The sequence below is a fragment of the Candidatus Sphingomonas phytovorans genome (assembly GCA_029202385.1).
Lineage (GTDB): Bacteria > Pseudomonadota > Alphaproteobacteria > Sphingomonadales > Sphingomonadaceae > Sphingomonas > Sphingomonas phytovorans.
On sequence record CP119314.1, the window covers coordinates 3,076,683 to 3,095,110 of the forward strand.

The 18,428-nt window shown below is 65.9% G+C and carries 17 protein-coding genes; 12 read left to right on the forward strand and 5 right to left on the reverse strand.

What is annotated here, in order from left to right; all coding sequences use genetic code 11:
• Positions 1–4: 4 nt before the first annotated feature.
• Genes P0Y59_14120 through P0Y59_14150 form a run of 7 tightly spaced genes read left to right on the forward strand, consistent with a single transcriptional unit; the run spans position 5 to position 4,582 of the window.
• The gene (locus tag P0Y59_14120) at positions 5–316 is read left to right on the forward strand and encodes a pentapeptide repeat-containing protein (protein WEJ98087.1); all 312 of its coding nucleotides are present in this window, start codon (positions 5–7) and stop codon (positions 314–316) included.
• An 11-nt stretch (positions 317–327) separates the two neighbouring features.
• Positions 328–837, forward strand: coding sequence for a hypothetical protein (locus P0Y59_14125; protein WEJ98088.1), 510 nt, complete (start codon positions 328–330; stop codon positions 835–837).
• Positions 821–1,642, forward strand: coding sequence for a hypothetical protein (locus tag P0Y59_14130; protein WEJ98089.1), 822 nt, complete (start codon positions 821–823; stop codon positions 1,640–1,642). The genes P0Y59_14125 and P0Y59_14130 overlap by 17 nt, the downstream gene beginning before the upstream one ends.
• A complete protein-coding gene (locus P0Y59_14135) occupies positions 1,639–2,523 on the forward strand; it encodes a hypothetical protein (protein ID WEJ98090.1) in 885 nt (294 codons plus the stop codon). The genes P0Y59_14130 and P0Y59_14135 overlap by 4 nt, the downstream gene beginning before the upstream one ends.
• Positions 2,520–3,239, forward strand: a complete 720-nt coding sequence (locus P0Y59_14140; GenBank protein ID WEJ98091.1) for a hypothetical protein — start codon at positions 2,520–2,522, stop codon at positions 3,237–3,239. Before P0Y59_14135 ends, P0Y59_14140 begins: the two co-directional genes overlap by 4 nt.
• On the forward strand, positions 3,236–3,874 hold the full coding sequence (locus P0Y59_14145; GenBank protein ID WEJ98092.1) for a 2OG-Fe(II) oxygenase: 639 nt from the start codon (positions 3,236–3,238) through the stop codon (positions 3,872–3,874). Before P0Y59_14140 ends, P0Y59_14145 begins: the two co-directional genes overlap by 4 nt.
• Before the next feature lie 3 nt (positions 3,875–3,877).
• On the forward strand, positions 3,878–4,582 hold the full coding sequence (locus P0Y59_14150; protein WEJ98093.1) for a Stf0 family sulfotransferase: 705 nt from the start codon (positions 3,878–3,880) through the stop codon (positions 4,580–4,582).
• On the opposite strand, the gene P0Y59_14155 is transcribed toward P0Y59_14150, so the two are convergent.
• A complete protein-coding gene (locus P0Y59_14155; protein WEJ98094.1) occupies positions 4,583–5,599 on the reverse strand; it encodes an aldehyde reductase in 1,017 nt (338 codons plus the stop codon).
• A gap of 110 nt (positions 5,600–5,709) precedes the next feature.
• Here P0Y59_14155 and acs point away from each other — a divergent pair, with 110 nt between their 5' ends.
• The gene (acs, locus tag P0Y59_14160; protein WEJ98095.1) at positions 5,710–7,650 is read left to right on the forward strand and encodes an acetate--CoA ligase; all 1,941 of its coding nucleotides are present in this window, start codon (positions 5,710–5,712) and stop codon (positions 7,648–7,650) included.
• A gap of 73 nt (positions 7,651–7,723) precedes the next feature.
• The gene (locus P0Y59_14165) at positions 7,724–9,766 is read left to right on the forward strand and encodes a M13 family metallopeptidase (protein WEJ98096.1); all 2,043 of its coding nucleotides are present in this window, start codon (positions 7,724–7,726) and stop codon (positions 9,764–9,766) included.
• 58 nt (positions 9,767–9,824) lie between these two features.
• On the opposite strand, the gene P0Y59_14170 is transcribed toward P0Y59_14165, so the two are convergent.
• Positions 9,825–11,312: a class I SAM-dependent methyltransferase gene (locus P0Y59_14170; GenBank protein ID WEJ98097.1), complete on the reverse strand. Its 1,488-nt coding sequence runs from the start codon at positions 11,310–11,312 to the stop codon at positions 9,825–9,827.
• A 200-nt stretch (positions 11,313–11,512) separates the two neighbouring features.
• On the opposite strand from P0Y59_14170, the gene P0Y59_14175 reads away from it, so the two are divergent.
• Positions 11,513–12,580 (forward strand): AbrB family transcriptional regulator, encoded by a 1,068-nt coding sequence (locus tag P0Y59_14175; protein ID WEJ98098.1) that lies wholly within the window; start codon positions 11,513–11,515, stop codon positions 12,578–12,580.
• A 66-nt stretch (positions 12,581–12,646) separates the two neighbouring features.
• Here the strand turns inward: P0Y59_14175 and gor are convergent, their stop codons facing one another.
• Together gor and pgi are read right to left on the reverse strand one after the other, a co-directional pair.
• A complete protein-coding gene (gene gor, locus P0Y59_14180; protein ID WEJ98099.1) occupies positions 12,647–13,993 on the reverse strand; it encodes a glutathione-disulfide reductase in 1,347 nt (448 codons plus the stop codon).
• 107 nt (positions 13,994–14,100) lie between these two features.
• Positions 14,101–15,597 (reverse strand): glucose-6-phosphate isomerase, encoded by a 1,497-nt coding sequence (gene pgi / locus P0Y59_14185; GenBank protein ID WEJ98100.1) that lies wholly within the window; start codon positions 15,595–15,597, stop codon positions 14,101–14,103.
• Between the two features lie 227 nt (positions 15,598–15,824).
• Between pgi and lepB the strand changes: the two genes are divergently transcribed.
• The gene (gene lepB, locus P0Y59_14190; GenBank protein ID WEK02580.1) at positions 15,825–16,658 is read left to right on the forward strand and encodes a signal peptidase I; all 834 of its coding nucleotides are present in this window, start codon (positions 15,825–15,827) and stop codon (positions 16,656–16,658) included.
• Positions 16,655–17,344 (forward strand): ribonuclease III, encoded by a 690-nt coding sequence (gene rnc / locus P0Y59_14195; protein WEJ98101.1) that lies wholly within the window; start codon positions 16,655–16,657, stop codon positions 17,342–17,344. The genes lepB and rnc overlap by 4 nt, the downstream gene beginning before the upstream one ends.
• A gap of 155 nt (positions 17,345–17,499) precedes the next feature.
• Here rnc and P0Y59_14200 read toward each other — a convergent pair whose 3' ends face one another.
• Positions 17,500–18,423, reverse strand: a complete 924-nt coding sequence (locus tag P0Y59_14200; GenBank protein ID WEJ98102.1) for a LysR family transcriptional regulator — start codon at positions 18,421–18,423, stop codon at positions 17,500–17,502.
• Positions 18,424–18,428: the final 5 nt, after the last annotated feature.

Here is an 18,428-nt window from a genome sequence, read left to right on the forward strand (position 1 = left end):
TCGAATGCAAAAAAGCGACACCCGGCAAAAACCTTTATTATCCCCCAATATGATCTGCATTGCACAGGATGCAACCAGCTCTACCTTCAGCAACATCACGGCGGGGCACTCCATTTTCGGAGCGTCAAGCTTCTTCAACTCCGCCTTTCATCGCAGCAATTTCGAAAGCGCCCATTTCAGCGCCTGCGAATTCGACGGCGCCGTCATTGAGAATTGCTCGCTGCGCGCCGTGCAATTGAAGAATTGCGATGTCGATGGGCTGGTGATCGACGGCATCAACATTGGCTCGCTGCTTAAACTTCTGCTCGTGAAATAAGGAGCGAAACAATGTCCAACGAACAGTCAGAGCCCACCCCGTTCATCGGCGCGACGCATCGCCACGACCTGCTGGCGCAACTCGCGGGAACCCGTATCCGCGCGTTCGACAGCGCGGTTAACGACGCCGTCGCCAACGGAATCCGCGCCCCGGAAAAGGCCAAGCTCGACGGCAAGAATGGCGGCATGGACGGCATCGCCGTCAGCCTTGGCGGCATCGAGGTCGCCGACGAAACTGTCTTTTCTCCCTGGCAGCCGCCCAAATTCCCCAAAGGCAAGGAGAGCAAGGAAGGCAAGGAGCAGAAAGACTCCAAGGAAGGCAAGGAGGGCAAGGAATCCAAGGATTCCAAGGAAGCCGGCAAGGAGACCTCCGACGGCGGCAAGATGGCGGGAAGCGAGGCATCGGACCCGTTCAGCCGCTTCGGCGAGGTGGAGGTGCTGAACTGGACGCTGATGAACCGGGTTGCGCAGCAGCAGGCCAACGCCGTCCGGGGGTTCGTCAAGAGTGTCCAGCTGTTCTGACGCCGGGGAAGCGCACGACGCCCTTGACAATGCAGTGCTGATCGTGAGCGAACCGGGCGACAGTTTCGCCGACGCGCTGGCCGGCCCGATTTCAGCGGCCGGCCGGACCCCGGTTCGCCTCGATGCGACAACAGCGGCACGACGCTTCTCGGTCATGGTGCGGGATGGCGATGCGACGGTCGTGCCGCGCGTGCCGATGGTCATCCGCGCGCCACGCCTGTCAGCGACGCAAAGCGCCGATGCGCGCTTCCTGCAGGGCGAGGCGCTGGCGGCGCTGTGGGCGATCGGCGCGCTGAGTAGCGCACCGGTACTCGGTCGCCCGGGGCCGATGGGCTTTGGCGGCGGTTGCAGCCTGTCGGCCTCGGTGAACGAGTTGCGCGGCGGCCTGCCTACCGATCGCATGGAGATATTCCTGCAAGGCGCGACATGGCCGCAACGCGACACGGGCTGGTATTTCAAATCGCCCGATTCCCTTGAACCGCTGAGCCATGATCAGCATGCTGCCTATCCCGGGCCGCAACGCGGACGCCATGTCAGGCCGGGGGAGCAATATGAGGTCGTGCTGGTGCTTGGCCGGGACGCCTGGTGCCGGAGCGGACAGCAGGTCGCCGGCTATGACCTGTCGGCGGACAGCGTGACGCTGGCCGATCGGCTCGGGCTCGACATGGCGCTCGTCATCTGGGCGCTGTCGGAGGATCTGAGCGACCCTTATCTCGCGCGCATCACGCCATGGCCGCACCGCGAGGACATCGATTTCGCCTGGGACGCGTTTGCCGCCGCCGCCGTCGCGCACCTGACCCGATGATCATCGCGATCGGCCTGGGCACTGATCCGACCATCCGCCATTTCGTGGCGCAATGCCGGGCAAGCGGCACCGAGGTGGAACTTGTCGACCTGCATGATCTGGCGCTGGCCGACTGGATGTTCCCGCTGCCCGGCCAGGACGCGATCTGGCGTGACGGCGGGACGGAGCGGCACCTGCCCGCCCGCGGCCGATATTATGTCCGCCCGATCGACCTGTCGTCGGTAGTCGAGTCGCGGCGCGACAGCCTGTCGTGGCAGTCGATGGTCCAGGCCCTGAACGCGTGGCTTGAAAGCATCGGCGAGGCGATCGTCATCAACCGGCCGGGCCATTTCCAGGACAATGGGTCGAAGCCGCTGCACGAGGCGCTGCTGGCGCGCAGCGGTTTCCTGGTGCCCCCGTCACTCACCAGCTCCGACGCAGCGACATTGTCCGCCTTTGCCCGAGCGCCGTCGATCGTGAAGACCATTTCCGGCGCCCGTGCCGATTGCTGGGGCGTGACGCCGGACGACTTCGCGACTTTCCGGCCGGAAAGCGGGCCGGTCCACCTGCAGCGACGGGTGGAGGGCGCCGACGTGCGTGCCCATGTCGTCGGCGATACCGTGCTCGCGCTGCGCATCGACAGCGAGGCGACCGACTATCGTATCGATGGCGAGGCGACCTATGCCCCGGTCACGCTGCCGGATGCGCTGACCGAACGCATGACGCGCACGGCGCGCGACATGGGACTGATCTTTTCCGGCTGGGATTTCAAGGTCGACCGGGACGGGCAATATTGGCTCCTCGAAGCCAATCCGATGCCCGGCTATAATTCCTACGACAAGCGGCTGGACGGCAGCATCACCGCCGCGCTCGTCGCGCTGCTGACCGAGGTGCGGCGATGATCGCCGTCACCGATTTGCTCGATGCCGAAGGCTGCCGCTCCGTGGTCGAACGCGTGGCCGGCAACCGGCACAATTGGATCGACCGCAGCCCGCGCGGCGATTCGACCTTCTTCACGCTTGGGCGGGCAAGCTATCTCGACGCGTGCCCGCCGGACGCCGATCCGGACCGCAACTATTACGGCAGGATCGACGCCGCGAACGGCGACCTGATGGCGCTGTTCGGCGATCTCTACACCTCCCTGCTCGACCGGCTGTCCGTCGAATTGCAGGGGGAGGCGGTGCTGGCCGACGGGCTTGCCATTCCCGGGTTCCACATCTTCCTGGGCAGCGGCATCCTTGGCGCCGGGAAAAGCGGCCGGCATTTCGATATCCAGTATGAAAGCCTGCGCCTCCCGCCCGGCCCGGTCGAGGACGATCCGGTATCGTTCACGCTGGCGCTCGAACTGCCGGCGGAAGGCAGCGGCCTCGACCTGTGGGACGTCACGGTCGAGGATTTCGACCGGGCGTTCAAGGCCGGCCGAGTCGCGACGCTCGACGACATGGCCCGACGCCGGACCCTTGCCTATCATCCCTATTCGGTCGGGCGATTGCTGATTCATCGCGGGCTGTGGCTTCACCGGATATCGTCGCCCGGCACCATCCATGGCGACGATCGCCGGATTACGCTGCAAGGGCACGCCTTGCGCATCGCCGGCCGCTGGAACCTCTACTGGTGAGCGACCTCCGCAGATCGGCCTATCCGGCGCGGCCAATGGCCGAGGCGATGCCCGCCCCCCCGGCACTCGTCCTGCCCGACGCGCTGCCCGAAGCCGATGCGGCGGCGCTGCTCGCCTTCGCGATCGCCAGCGAGGCGATGTTCGGCGATGCGCTGACCTTGTCGACACACCTGCAACTGCATGCCGGACGGCATCGCAGCGCGAAGACGCTGGCGCAGCACGAGGCGCATCGCGACCTGGTGGCCAGGATCGCCCTTAGGCACGGCGACGCGCTTCGCGCACGCTTCGGCGACCGGATCGTGACGGCGGCGGTCGAGGAATCCGAGCTCGCCGCGAGCGGTGACGGTGACTGGTTCGGCCCGCACCGCGATGACGGCGCCGCGCCCGTCGCGCACCGGACGTTCACCATCGTCGTCTATCTTCATCGTTTTCCCTGCCGGTTTGCCGGTGGCGAGCTCACCCTGCACGGTTTTCAGAATACGGCGCGGCAACGCTTCGGCCCGGTGCAGACCATCGCGCCGCGCCACAATGTCGCGGCGATCTTCCCGTCGAACACCCTGCACGAGATCCTGCCGGTGGCGTTACCCACCGCCTGCTTCGCCGACCGGCGCTTCGCCCTCACCAGCTGGATCTGAAGGATGTACGGCATCAGCCGGGGCTACATCATCGCGGCACTGCCCCGCACGGGCAGCTTCCTGCTCTGCGACATGCTGGCGAGGCTCGGGTCGGTCGGCTATCCGCAGGAATATGGCCTGCCGGAAGATGAGGCGACATGGTCCGGCCATCACGGCCATGCCAGCCATCTTTCCTATTTCTACGACTTCTTCCGTTTCTGCTCGACGCCCAACGGGGTGTTCGGCTGCAAGCTGATGTGGTCGCAGTTCGCTGGCCTCCACCATGACATCAGGCGCTATACCCGCATCGAAGGACAGGGCCTCGAGCCGATCGAGGCGATGACGGGACCGATCAGGCTCGTCTTCCTCGACCGACGCGATACCGTCATGCAGGCGATATCGCTGGTACGGGCGATGGAGACCAACATCTGGTCGTCCCATCGGACCCTCCCGCCGCCACCACTGGCCTATAGCGGCGCCGCGATCGCCGACGCCATCGAGGTGATCGGAGAAAATCGCCGTCAATGGGAAAGCTTCTTCGCCCGCCACGCGATCGATCCGCTGCGCCTGTTCTATGAGGATGTGGCGCAGGGCGACGTCGCGGCGCTGTTCCCGTTTCTGGGAGTGGAGGCGCCGGACCGGCCAACCCATGCCACCCGGCTCAAGCGTCAGGCCGACGACCAGTCGCGCGCGTGGCGCGACCGCTTCCTCATCGAGAATGCGGCCTGATCAGACCTTGACGATGCCGCGGTCGATCAGGCTTCGCGCGGTGTCGACGATCGAGTCCGCCGCCGGCCGGGTTTTCCAGCCAAGCGTCGCAAGCGAGTGGCCCGAATCGACCGCCCGGCTCCTGCCCAGCTCCCCGGTGACCTGCCTGATACTCGAATCGAACAGGGCCATCAGCCTGATCACGACATCCGGAATCCCCCGCTTCGGCACCTTGCGCGCCTCGGAACCGAGCCGCTCGCGCAATATCTCCCCGACCTCCCGCATCATCATGAATGGCCCGGCGCCGATGAAGCGCTCGTTCGCCATTCCCGGCGCGGTCAGCGCGCGAACATGCAGGTCGGCGAGATCGCGCACGTCGACCACCGCGAAGCCGAGGCGCGGGAAACCCGGCATCGATCCGTCGATCAGGCGCTTCACGAATTCGATCGAGGCGGAGAAATCGTCGCTCATCAACGGCCCCAGCACAGCGGACGGGTTGACCGTGCAGAACTCCATCGCGCCGCCATTCATTGCCACCCAATCCCGCGCCGCGCGCTCCGCGATCGTCTTGGATTTGACATAGGCGCCCAGGCCCGGCGCGGTCACATCGGTCCAGTCGGCCTCGGTATAGGGCCGGTCGATTCCCTGACGGCCATAGGCAATGGCCGCCACGGAAGAGGTCATCACGAACCGCTTCACCCCCGCCGCCGACGCGAAGCGCAGCGCCCGCAGCGCGCCTTCCCGCGCCGGCACGATCAGCTCGTCCTCATGGCTGACGGCATTCGGGGGAAAGGGCGAGGCGACGTGCGCGACATGGCTGCACCCGGCGACCGCCTCGGCCCAGCCGGCATCGTCCATCAGGTCGGCGGCGAAGAAACGAACCGACGCTTCGGGCACGCCGAGCGCAGCGCGCACTTCCGCCTCACGCTTCAGCGAGCGAACGGTGGCGTTGATCGTCCACCCCTTGCTCGCCAGCTCGCGGATCAGATATCCGGCAATATAGCCGCTGCCGCCCGTCACCAGGATCGTGCCCGTCATCGCCGCACTCCACCGTCGTTCGAACGGGTTTTACATTGAAACGGAAGTCGCGCCAAGCCGGGCTTGCAATCGCTTCGCCCCCCGGCAAAGAGAGCGCGCAGGAGAACGCCATGTCCGATCAGACGCTCTATCCCGTACCACCCGAATGGGCGAAGCGCGCGCGCTTCGACGCGGACGGATATGAGACGCTCTATGGCCGCTCCCTGGCCGATCCCGGCAGCTTCTGGCTTGAGCAGGCGCGGCGGCTCGACTGGATCAAGCGGCCCGAGATCGCCGGCGACTGGTCGTTCGGCGAGAAGGATTTCCACATCCAGTGGTTTGCCGACGGCAAGCTGAACGTCGCGGCAAACTGCCTCGACCGGCATCTGGCGAAGCGTGGCGACCAGACCGCGCTGATCTGGGAACCCGACGAGCCGAAGGAGGAGCCCCGCCGCTTCACCTATCGCGAACTCCATGCCGAGGTCTGCCGTTTCGCCAACGTGCTTAAGGCACAGGGCGCGAAGAAAGGCGACCGGGTCACCATCTACATGCCGATGATCCCTGAGGCGGCGTTCGCGATCCTTGCCTGCGCTCGGATCGGCGCGATCCATTCAGTAGTGTTCGGTGGCTTCTCGCCTGAGGCACTGGCGGGCCGCATCACCGATTGCGACAGCGCCTTTGTCGTCACCGCCGACGAAGGCCGGCGCGGTGGCAAACGAATCCCGCTCAAGGCCAATGTCGATGCCGCCGCCGAACGCGCACCGGCGCTGAAGACCGTGATCGTCGTGCGGGCGACCGGTGGCGACGTGACGATGCGCGAGGGTCGCGACGTCTGGTATCACAAGGCGGCGCGCGACGTGAGCGACACCTGCCCGCCCGAAGTGATGAGCGCTGAGGATCCGCTGTTCATCCTCTACACCTCCGGCTCGACCGGCCAACCCAAGGGCGTGCTCCACAGCAGCGGCGGCTATCTGCTCTGGGCGAGCCTGACGCACGAGCTCGCCTTCGATTACCGGCCGGGCGACGTGTGGTGGTGCGCCGCCGATATCGGCTGGGTCACCGGCCACAGCTATATCCTCTACGGTCCACTTGCGAACGGCGCGACGACCCTGATGTTCGAAGGCCTGCCGACCTGGCCCGACGCAAGCCGGATCTGGCAGGTGGTCGACCGGCACAAGGTCCACACCATCTTCACCGCCCCAACGGCGCTGCGCGCGCTCATGAAGGAAGGCGACGATTATGTCACGAAGACCAGCCGTGCGTCGCTGAAGCTGCTCGGCACGGTCGGCGAGCCGATCAATCCCGAGGCCTGGCGCTGGTATCACGAGGTGGTCGGCGAGGGCCGCTGCCCGATCATCGACACCTGGTGGCAGACCGAGACCGGCGGCGCGATGATCGCCCCGATGCCGGGCGCGACCGACCTCAAGCCGGGCAGCGCGACCAGGCCGATGCCGGGCGTCGACCCGCAGCTTGTCGATACCGAGGGTACCGTGCTGAACGGCGCGACCGAGGGCAACCTCGTCATCGCGAGGAGCTGGCCAGGGCAGATGCGCACGGTGTGGGGCGATCATCACCGCTTCTTCCAGACCTATTTCACCACCTATCCGGGCAAGTATTTCACTGGCGACGGTGCACGCCGCGATGAGGACGGTTACTGGTGGATCACCGGTCGGGTGGACGACGTGATCAACGTGTCGGGCCACCGCATGGGCACCGCCGAGGTGGAATCGGCGCTGGTGCTTCACCCCAAGGTCGCCGAGGCAGCGGTGGTCGGCATGCCGCACGATATCAAGGGCCAGGGCATCTACGCCTATGTCACGCTCAACTCCGGCGAGACGGCCTCGGACGAGCTGCGCAAGGACCTCGTCAAATGGGTCCGCACCGAAATCGGCCCGATCGCCGCGCCCGACGCGCTTCAGTTCGCGCCGGGCCTGCCCAAGACCCGCTCCGGCAAGATCATGCGCCGAATCCTGCGCAAGATCGCCGAGGGCGACGTATCCAGCCTCGGCGATACCAGCACGCTGGCTGATCCCGCGGTGGTCGACGATCTGGTCGCGAACCGCGTGAAATAATATTACATCGAGATTGCGACCCCTCAGGCGCACTGCTATCCAGCGGCAATACACTCATATTTAGGGGTTGCCCGTGCGCGTCTCTGTCCTCGTTCGTCTGTCAGCGGCTGCCGCCGCCCTCGCCATTGCCCTTCCTGCTTTTTCGCAGCAGGCCCCCGCCGGTCCGCGCTTCGGCACGTTCGGGGTCGACCTGACCGCTGCCGACAAGACGGTGAAGCCGGGCGACGATTTCTGGACTCATGCGAACGGCGCCTGGGACAAGCGCACCGAGATCGCAGCCGATCGGACCTCTGCCGGCCCGTCCGTATTGCTGGTTGACGAGGCTGAGGCGCAGGTGCGCGATATCGTCAGCGATCTGGCGAAGAACCCCGCCGAATATGGCGTGAAGGGCAAACAGATCGGCGATTTCTACGCGAGCTGGATGGACGAGGCCGGGGTCGAGGCACGCGGCACCGCGCCGCTCAAGCCCTATCTCGCAAAGATCGCCGGGGTGAAGGACCGCGCCGGACTGGAGACCCTGTTCTCCACGATCGGCTATGCCAGCCCGGTCGATATCGAGCCGCTGCCCGATTTCGCGGATCCGACGCGCTATACCCTCGCCGCCGGACAGAGCGGTCTCGGCATGGGCGGCCGCGATTATTACCTGCTGCCGGACGCGAAATATGTCGCCTTCCGCAAGGCCTATCGCGACTATGTGATCCATATGCAGGAAATGGCCGGCATCCCGGATGCCGCTGCCAAGGCCGATCGGATCATCGCGCTCGAAACCGCGCTGGCGACCGAGCAATGGACGCCCGAGCGCTCGCGCGACATGAAGGCGATCTATAACCCGATGGACCGGGCGCAGATGAAGGCACTCGCCCCCCAGTTCGACTGGGATGCGATGCTCGCGACGGCAGGCCTCAAGGGCTTCCCCACCGTGATCATGACGCAGACCACCGCGATCACCGGCGCGGGTAAACTGCTTGACACCGTTCCGCTCGAAACCTGGAAGGACTGGATGGCGTTCCGCTTCGTCAGCGACCACGCGACCTACCTGCCAAAGGCCTTCGACGACGCACGCTTCGACTTCTACTCCAAGACGCTGAATGACGTGAAGCAGCAGCGCGCCCGGTGGAAGCGCGGCGTTCAGCTCGTCAATGGCGCGCTCGGCGAAGCGGTCGGACAGATCTATGTCGCGCGGCATTTCCCGCCGGAGAGCGAGGCCAAAATGGCCGAGCTGATCGTCAATCTGCGCGCCGCGCTTGAGGAACGGCTGAAGGGCAGTGCCTGGATGGACGACGCGACCAAGAAAGCCGCGGTCGCGAAGCTCACCGCGTTCGAGCCACGGATCGGCCATCCGGTGCATTATATCGACTATGCATCGCTCAAGGTCGATCGGGGCGATCTTCTCGGCAATGCGATCCGGTCGAGCGAGTTCGACTGGAATCTGCAGCTTTCGCGCCTCGGCAAGCCGGTCGACCGGTCGCTGTGGGAAATGACGCCGCAGACGGTGAATGCCTATTACAACCCGCTGCTGAACCAGATCACCTTCCCGGCGGCGATCCTCCAGCCGCCCTTCTTCGATCCCAAGGCGGATCCGGCGGTGAATTATGGCGCGATCGGCGCGGTCATCGGCCATGAGATCGGCCACGGCTTCGACGACCAGGGCAGCCAGTTCGACGGCACCGGCAAATTTGCCAATTGGTGGACGCCCGCATCGAAGACAGCGTTTGAAAAGCGCACCGCCGCGCTCGGCAAGCAATATGACGCCTATGAGCCGGTGAAGGGTACGCACATCAAGGGCGCGCTGACGATGGGCGAGAATATCGGCGATCTCGGCGGGCTTGAGACCGCCTATGCCGCCTATCACAAATATCTCGCGGTCCATGGTCCGGCGCCGGTGATCGGCGGCCTGACGGGCGATCAGCGCTTCTTCCTCGCTTTTGCCCAGGCGTGGCAGACAAAGGTGCGCGAGGGCGCAGCACTGCAGCGGCTGCTGACCGATCCGCACAGCCCGCCTTATTACCGGGTCAACGGCATCGTCCGCAACGTCGACGCCTGGTACGCGGCGTTCGACGTGAAGCCCGGCGACAAGATGTACCTGCCGCCCGAACAGCGCGTACATATCTGGTAAGCCGTCCCCCTTCCGGGGAGCCCCCCTTTCCGCAAGGAAAGGGGGGAAGCGACAGCTCTCAGGCAGGTTTGAGACACCAGAAGTCGTACATCAAACTGAACAGATGGGGCTCGCGCGTTTCCAGGCGCAACCACTTGTCATAGTCGCGGAACCAGGGGTCGTCGGGATTATCGGTGCGATAGCGCGCCCTCCTGGCCGCGGTCGGAAGAACGAACCCGAGCAGTTGGAGCTTCAGCTTTTCGATCGCCTCGCGAATACGCGGTACGTCGAACGAATCCTCATGCCTGTGCAGCAACATGTCGTGCACCCCGGCCAGATGATAGAAATCGGGAGAATGCGTTATCGGCCCGGGCGGGCGCTCCAGAAAATGGACACGGACCGCCCGTAGCAGATCGTCGTCGATGGTCGCGCCTGAAAGCAGATGCTCGATGTTGCGCCGCGCAGCCTGGACCGGGAGCCGCGCGAATTTGCTGTACAGCATAAGGCGCATCGCCCCGCCGGGCCGCAGCGTTTCAGCCAGCCTCGCCCAGCCAAGCTCCGGGTCGGGAAGATGGTGCAGGACACCAGATGAAACAATGAAATCGAACTGCCTGTTCAGCGACCCGACATTGTAGATGTCGAGCTGCCGGAAATCGACATTATGGACGCCGCTTTCCGCCTTTCGAGCGGTGGCGAGAGCGATCGCGCCCGCGCTGATATCGATGGCGGTTATCCTGAGACCGGGAAAGCGACGCGCCAGGCTGATCGGGTCCTTGCCCGTCGCGCATCCCGCCACCAGGACTTCCGCATCTTCAGGCATGTCCTGTGGTGCATCGGGTCCGAGCGAGCCGATGACCTTCCGGAAGGACTGGCCGGTCCCGGCCGCAGCACGTTGCCAGACAGGATAGGGCCATTGGTCATATTGCGCCGCGACCTCGGCGGTCACCGACGATTCACAAGGTACCGGGCTTCCCGGCACTGCCGGGCGAGGCGGGAGATAGGCCGCCACGAACGGCGCCGCCTCGGCCTGGCCAAGACGCATTCGCTCCTCCGAGTCGAACGGCCACGCCCCCCCATTGTGGCGCGCCTGATCGACCAGCGCCGCGGCAAGGTGCGGGAATTCGCGCCATCGGCCGGACAATAACATCCATCTGCGAACCGATCCCAGCGGGCGCTCGATCTCGGCGAGGGTGACCTGGGTTTCCGACAACAAGGCACAAATGAATGCGTCCTGCTCAAGCGCCTGGGAGGCGACTGCCATATCGGAACCGGTGCAGGGTATCCGATCGGAAGCGGCCAGCATTTTCCAGCCTGCGCGTTCGATCTCGCGCGGATTCACATCAGGGTCAGTGAGGAGCGCCAGCAGAACCGATTGATGCTTCGACGCCAGCGGCTTGTGCGGAAGGGCAAGCAGGCCGGCCACAAGCTGCTTGGCATGAGCATCCCCGGGTGCGGCTGCAAGGGAAGCCAGGGCCGCTTCGATCGCCCGTTCCACATCGCCCATGGCCTCGTGACGTAGCGCGTCTCCACGCAAGTCGGACACGGTTCCATGTGCGGTTCGGCTCATTGGCGGGAGGTAACGCAGATCGGCGCAGCGGGCGATAGGCTCGGTACGGTCGACGGCAAGCTGAAGCAGCGCGTCGCCGGGGCAGAACCCGAACCGGCTGGACAAGCGCCACGGCCGGCGCGAGAGGGGCCGCGTCAGTCCCCCCGCATATGAGGCCCGCATGCCTTCGCTCCAGTCCACCCCCGTGCCGATCGGCCGGCATGGCTGAGGCCGGGGCGCGTCCGCCGCTGGTTCGCTGGGCGTTGCTGCTTGGCCTGTCGGCGGCGTTCGCGGGAGTGTTCGAGGCGTTCAGGCTGCCAGCCGGTCTGCTGCTCGGCCCGATGATCGCGGCGATCCTGCTTGCGATCCGGGGCCAGGGCGTCACGGTCCCGCCCCTGTCCTTCCAGGCGGCGCAGGCGTTTGTCGGCCTGCTGATCGCCGGATCGTTCAACGCCGGCACCATCGGCACGGTGATCGAGCATTGGCCGGTCTTCCTCGCGGTCACCGCCGCGACGCTTTCCGCCGGCGTCGGCATCGGTCTGCTGATCGGGCGGCTCGGCTGGCTGCCGGGCAGTGTCGCCATATGGGGCTGCATGCCCGGCGGCGCGGCGGCGATGGTGCTGATGGCGCAATCCTATGGCGCGGAATGGCGGCTGGTCGCGGTGATGACCTATAGCCGCGTGGCATGCGTCGCCGGGGCTGCATCCGTCGTCGCCGCGCTGGTCGGCGCGCATGGCGGAATGGAAAGCCCGACCGCCGACTGGTTCCCGCCGATCGACCCGGTCGCCTTTGCCGAAACGCTGGCGATCGCCGCGGCGGGCGCCTGGCTGGGCGTCAGGCTGAAGCTGCCGGCCGGGCCGATGATCGGCGCGCTGCTGCTCGGCTCGGCGCTCAACGTCGCCGGGCTGGTGCGGTTCGACCTGCCGGGCTGGCTGCTCGCGGCGAGCTACGCAATCGTCGGCTGGCGGATCGGGCTGCATTTCACCCGCGATATCGTGAACGCGGCCGCCCGCGCCCTGCCCCGCATCCTGGCATCGATCCTGCTGCTGATCGCGATCTCGGCCGGAATCGGCGCGCTGCTGTCGCATTTCGGCGGGATCGACCCGATCACCGCCTATTTGGCCACCAGCCCGGGCGGCATGGATTCAGTCGCGATCATCGCCGCCTCGACCAAAGTCGACGTGCCCTATGTCATGGCGCTGCAGGCGCTGCGCTTCTTCGCCTGCGTGATATTGGGGCCGGCACTGGCGACATTCGCGGTGCGGCGACAACGCGCGGCGGCCGGCTGAGACTCAGCCGTCGGACGCGGATGCTGCGGTCCACGTTCATCGAATGGTGAAGGATTTTGGCGACAACTAGCGCAGCAGCACCAGTTCCTCCGCCATGGTCGGATGCAGCGCGACCGTCTGGTCGAACGCCGCCTTGGTCAGCCCGGCCTTCACCGCGATCGCCGCCGCCTGCAGGATCTCCGGCACGTCGGGACCGATCATGTGCAGGCCGAGGATCTTGTCGGTCTCGCTGTCGCAGACCATCTTGTAGAGCGAGCGTTCGTTGCGCCCCGCCAGCACGTTCTTCATCGGGCGGAAATCCGAGGTATAGACCTTGGCTGAGCCGAACTTCGCCTTCGCCTGCCCCTCGGTGAGACCGACGCCGGCAATCGGCGGATGGCTGAACACGGCCGAGGGGACATTCTCGTAATCGACCCGGGTCGGCTTGTTGCCGAACATCGTGTCCGCAAAAGCCTGGCCCTCGCGGATCGCGATCGGGGTGAGCTGGATCCGGTTCGTGACATCGCCGACCGCATAGATGCTGGCGCAGGTCGAACGGTTGTCGTCATCGACCACGATCGCGCCCTTCGCATCCAGCTCGACGCCGGCCGTTTCGAGCCCGAGATCCGCCGTGTTGGGGTCGCGCCCGGTGGCGAACATCACGCAATCGACCACGATCGGCTCATGCCCTGACATGCTGACCTTCAGGCTGCCGTCCTTCAGCTTCTCGATACCCTGGAAATCGGCGTGGAAGCGGAACTCGATCCCCTTCATCATCGAAATCTGGAGCAGCCGGTCGCGGATCTGCTCGTCATAGCCGCGCAGGATCACGTCGGTGCGGTTGATCAGCGTCACATGCGCACCGAACTGGTGGAAGATGCCGGCGAACTCGTTGGCGATATAGCCGGCGCCAGCGATCAGGATGCGCTTCGGGATGCTCTCGAGGTGGAACGCCTCGTTCGAGGTGATGCCATGTTCGTGGCCCGGGCATTTCGGCACCGACGGCGTTGCGCCTACCGCGACCAGGATCGTCTTCGCGGTCACCTCGCGCCCGCTCGCGAGCCGGATGCCGTGCGGCCCGGTGATCGTCGCACGCTCCTGGATGATCTCGACGCCATTGTTGTTCAGCGTGTCGGTATAGGCACCGTTGATCCGGTCGACCTCGTCGAGTACATTCTTGATCAGCACCTTCCAGTCGAAGTCGCAGTCGGGGACGTTCCAGCCGAAGCGGCGCGCATCCGCCAGGTCCTCGGCGAAGTGCGCGCCGTAGATGAGCAGCTTCTTGGGCACGCAGCCGCGGATCACGCAGGTGCCCCCAACGCGATATTCCTCGGCCACCGCGACCTTCGCGCCATGCGCCGCCGCGACGCGCGACGCGCGCACCCCGCCGGAACCCGCGCCAATGACGAAAAGGTCGTAGTCATAGCTTGCCATCTGTTCTTCTTTCCTCGTCACCCCGGATTTGCCGGGGTCCACGGTTCAACAATCATCGCCACAGGCTGCGGCACGGTGGATGCCGGAACGAGCCCGGCATGACGACATCATTCGCCGAATGCGCGCCTGATCAGATCCTCGGTCGAGACATCGAATGTCTGCCCGCCTTCCCCGGCGGCCTTCGCCATTTCCTTGCCGAGCTCAACCCCGAACTGGTCGAACGGGTTGATGCCGAGCAGCGTCGCATTCACGAACACGCGGTGCTCGTAAAAGGCGATCAGCGCGCCGAGCGTGCGGGCGTCGAGCACGTCGAGCAGGATGGTCGAACTGGGCCGGTCGCCCGAATAGCTGCGCGCCGGGTCCTTGTCGTTGGCGCGGCCCTTCATCAGTGCCGCCCCCTGAGCGAAAGCGTTGAGCAGCAGCTGGCGATGATGGTCCTCGGCCAGGCTGTCGCCCGGCTCGATCACCGCGACGAACTCGACCGGCACGAGATGCGTGCCCTGGTGGAGAAGCTGGAACACCGCATGCTGAGCGTCGGTCCCAACCCCGCCCCAGGTGATCGCCGCGCTCGGCCGGCCAAGCGGCTTGCCGTCGACCGTCACGCCCTTGCCGTTCGATTCCATCTCGAGCTGCTGGAGATAGGAGGGCAGAAGTCGCAGCCTTTCGTCATAGGCAAAGGTCGCGCGTGTCTCGGCATGGCGGACCTGCGTGTAATAGAGGTCGGCAAAGGCAGCGAGCGCCGGGGCATTCTCGCTCAGCGAGGCGAGGCGGAAATGCCGGTCCATCTCGGCCGCGCCGTCGAGCAGCTGCTCGAAACAATCCCAGCCAAGCGCGAGCGCGGCGGGAAAGCCGATCGACGACCAGAGCGAATAGCGCCCGCCGACGCTTTCCATGAACGGCAGCACGCGCGTTTCGTCGACGCCCCATTCGACCGCCTTGTCGGGCGAGGCGGTCAGCGCGACGACCCGGCCATAGGGGTCCTCGACACCGCCCTCCTCCATCCATTCGAGCACGCTTTCCGCGTTGAGCATTGTCTCGGTGGTGGTGAAGGTCTTGGAAGCGACAACGAGCAGGGTCGCCGCGGGATCGAACCGGGCAAACGCCTCCTCGAGCGCGACGCCGTCGACATTGGAGACGATCGCCGTGTCGTACCGGCCGGATTCGCGGCCAAGCGCATCGACCAGCAAATGGGGCCCAAGCGCCGATCCGCCGATGCCGACGTGAAGGACATGGCGGATCGGCCCGAGCGCTTCCGCCTCGATCGCGTCGATCAGCGCGCGCATCCGGGCATGGAAGGTCTTTGCGAGGCTGACATCCTCCGGCTTGCCTTCCCCCCGCTCGGCGGTGTGGGTCGCGGCGCGGCCCTCGGTGAGGTTGACGATCTCGCCCGCGAACAGCGCCTCGCGCTTGCCGGCAAGGTCCTGCGCCCTGGCCAGCGCCTCGAACGCGGCGATCGCGCCCGCGGTCAGATGAGTCTTGGACCAGTCGAAATGCAGGCCGGCGACATCGAGGCTGAGCTTCTTCAGCCGGTCCGGCTCGTCGGCGAACAGCGCCTCGAGTCGGGGCGAGGGCAGGGCTTCTATCGAGGTCCAGTCGGCAGGCATGGAAAATCTCCGCTAGTCGTGGGCGACAGGTAGGCGCGCATCGGCCAATATGCCACCTCGAACCTGCAATCATCCGGCACCACGGACGTGTCGGGCGATGGTCGGCCAGGCGCGACCGGCCCCCTTTTACCCCGCTCCCGTTTGTCCCGCCGCACACCTTGGCTCGCGACGGCTTGACGCCCCGCCCCAGCCACCGCAAACCGCCGCGCATGGCCGATACCCAAGACATGCCCGCATCCGAGCCCGCCCCCGGCGCGACCGTCAAGCCGCCCAAGCCGCGGTCGGAGACGCGCGACACGATCATCTTCCTGGTGAAGCTGATCCTCGCGGTGCTGATCTTCCGCAGCTTCCTCTTCTCCCCGTTCAACATTCCGTCGCAATCGATGCTGCCCAGGCTGTACATCGGCGACTATCTGTTCGTGTCGAAATGGAACTACGGCTATTCGCGCCACTCCCTGCCGCTCAGCCTGCCGCTGATCCCGGGGCGAATCTTCGGGCGCGATCCGGCGCGGGGCGATGTCGTGGTGTTCCGCGCGCCGCAAGGCGACCATGATGTGATCAAGCGGGTGATCGGCCTGCCCGGCGACACCGTCCAGATGCGCCACGGCCAGCTTATCCTGAACGGCACCGCGATTCCCAAGGAGCGCGTGGCCGACTTCACCCTGCCGATCACGCCCAATTACCCGGCTGGCACCGAATGCCCCTCCGACTTCCTCGACAATGGCGCCGACGGCAAGCAGATCTGCCGCTACAAGCAGTTCCGCGAGACGCTGCCCAACGGCAAGTCCTATATGGTGCTCGACCGAGGCGATAATGCCGCCGCTGACGAAACCCAGGTCTATTCGGTACCGACCGGCACCGTCTTCGTCATGGGCGACAATCGCGACGACAGCGGCGACAGCCGGTTCGATCCGCCGGCAGGCATGGGCTATGTCCCGATGGACCGGATCGAGGGCAAGGCAGTCGTCACCTTCTTCTCCACTGACGGCACGGCCAACTGGTTCCTGCCCTGGACCTGGTTCTCCGCCGCGCGCTGGTCGAGGATCGGGGAAGGCTTTTGAGCGGGCAGAAAGCCAGGAATGATCTCTCCGACTGGATCAGGGAAAGTTTCGGTCATCAGCCCCGCGACCTGGCCGGATACGAACGCGCGCTGACTCACGGCAGCCAGGCGGCGGCGAACTACGAGCGGCTTGAATTCCTCGGCGACCGCGTGCTCGGCCTCGCCATGGCCGAATGGCTGTTCGAGACCTTCCCAGACGAACCCGAGGGTGCCCTGTCGAAGCGGCTGAACGCGCTGGTGACAGGCGCCGTCTGTGCCGACGTCGCGCGTGACATCGGCGTCAGCACCCAGCTCAAGCTCGGCAAGCAGGCCCGCGACGACGGCGCGGCCGACAGCGACAATGTGCTTGGCGACGTGATGGAGGCGCTGATCGGCGCCCTTTATCTCGATGCCGGGCTCGAGCCAGCGCGCAAGGCAATCCGCAAGGCATGGGGCGACCGGGTCAAGACCCAGGGATCGGCCGCACCGCAGCATCCGAAATCGGCGCTGCAGGAATGGGCGGCGGCGAACAACCGCCGCACGCCGGCCTATGAGGTGATCGAACGCTCCGGCCCGCACCACGCGCCGCGCTTCACCGTGAAGGCCTCGATCGGCGCGCTGGCCGAGGCGAGCGCGACGGGTAGTTCAAAGCAGGAAGCTGAGACTGCGGCGGCGGCAGCCTTGCTGGAGAAGGTAAGAGGCGCGTAACAGGACTGCGCTCTCAACGCGGTTCCGTGCCACGCTCTCCGGTGGTTTCAGCCATGCCAAACACCCAACACCGTTCGTTTCGAGCGTAGTCGAGAAACCTGTGTCCCGCCCTGTCTCGACATGGGTCGACACCAACGGAAAGACGTCTTTCGTCCCTATGACGTAAGCGCCGCCAGATACCGCCGCGCCTCGTCGCGGAACTCGATCGTCAGGCGGGACGGGCGCGACAGGACCGAGGTGACGAAGGCGTATTCGTGGATGATCGGCGGCGCGAAGGGGCGGGCGAGCAAAGGCGCGCGGATATAGCGCCGCGCCAGCAGCGCGTTGACGATCGCGATACCCACGCCGCGCGCCGCCAGCGCGCAGGCCGAGCCATGCGTATGGGTCTCGATCGCGACGGTCGGGCGCAGGCCGTAATCGGCAAAGGCGCGATCGACCTGGGCGCGCCATTGGCGGCCCGATCCAAGCAGGATCAGCGAATGGCCGTGCAGTTCGGTCGGGGTAAGCAGGTCATGCGCGGCCAGCGGATGTCCCTCCGCCATGACGCAGACCGACCCGCTCGACACCATCGTCTCAGCCTCGAGATCCGGCTCGTCGATCGGCAGTTTCATGAAGCCGCAATCGACCACGCGGGTGGCGATCAGCGCCTTGGTCGTGTCGATCGTGCGTGAATCCAGGTTGAAGCGCACGCCCGGATTCTGCGCGATGAACCCGGCGACCATGTCGGGCAGCAGCCCCTCGGCAAAGCTGGGCGGCGCGACGACGCGCAGTTCGCCGGTGGCGGAAATGGCGATATCGCGGACCAGGCTGCTGACGCGCTCCATCCCGGCCAGCGCCAGCTCGACCTCTTCCGCCAGCAGCAGGGCGTCCTTGGTCGGCACCAGCCGCCCGCGATCGCGGTAGAACAGCTCGAACCCGACGGTGCTTTCAAGCTGCGCGATGATCCGGCTGACCGCCGGCTGGGTCATGCCGAGGTTGCGCCCGGCGGCGGTGGCCGATCCGGTCCGGATGATCTCGGCAAAGCTGCGCAGCGCGCGCAGGCCGATCGCGTCGCTGGCGATCCGGCCGACGCGCGTCATCGCGG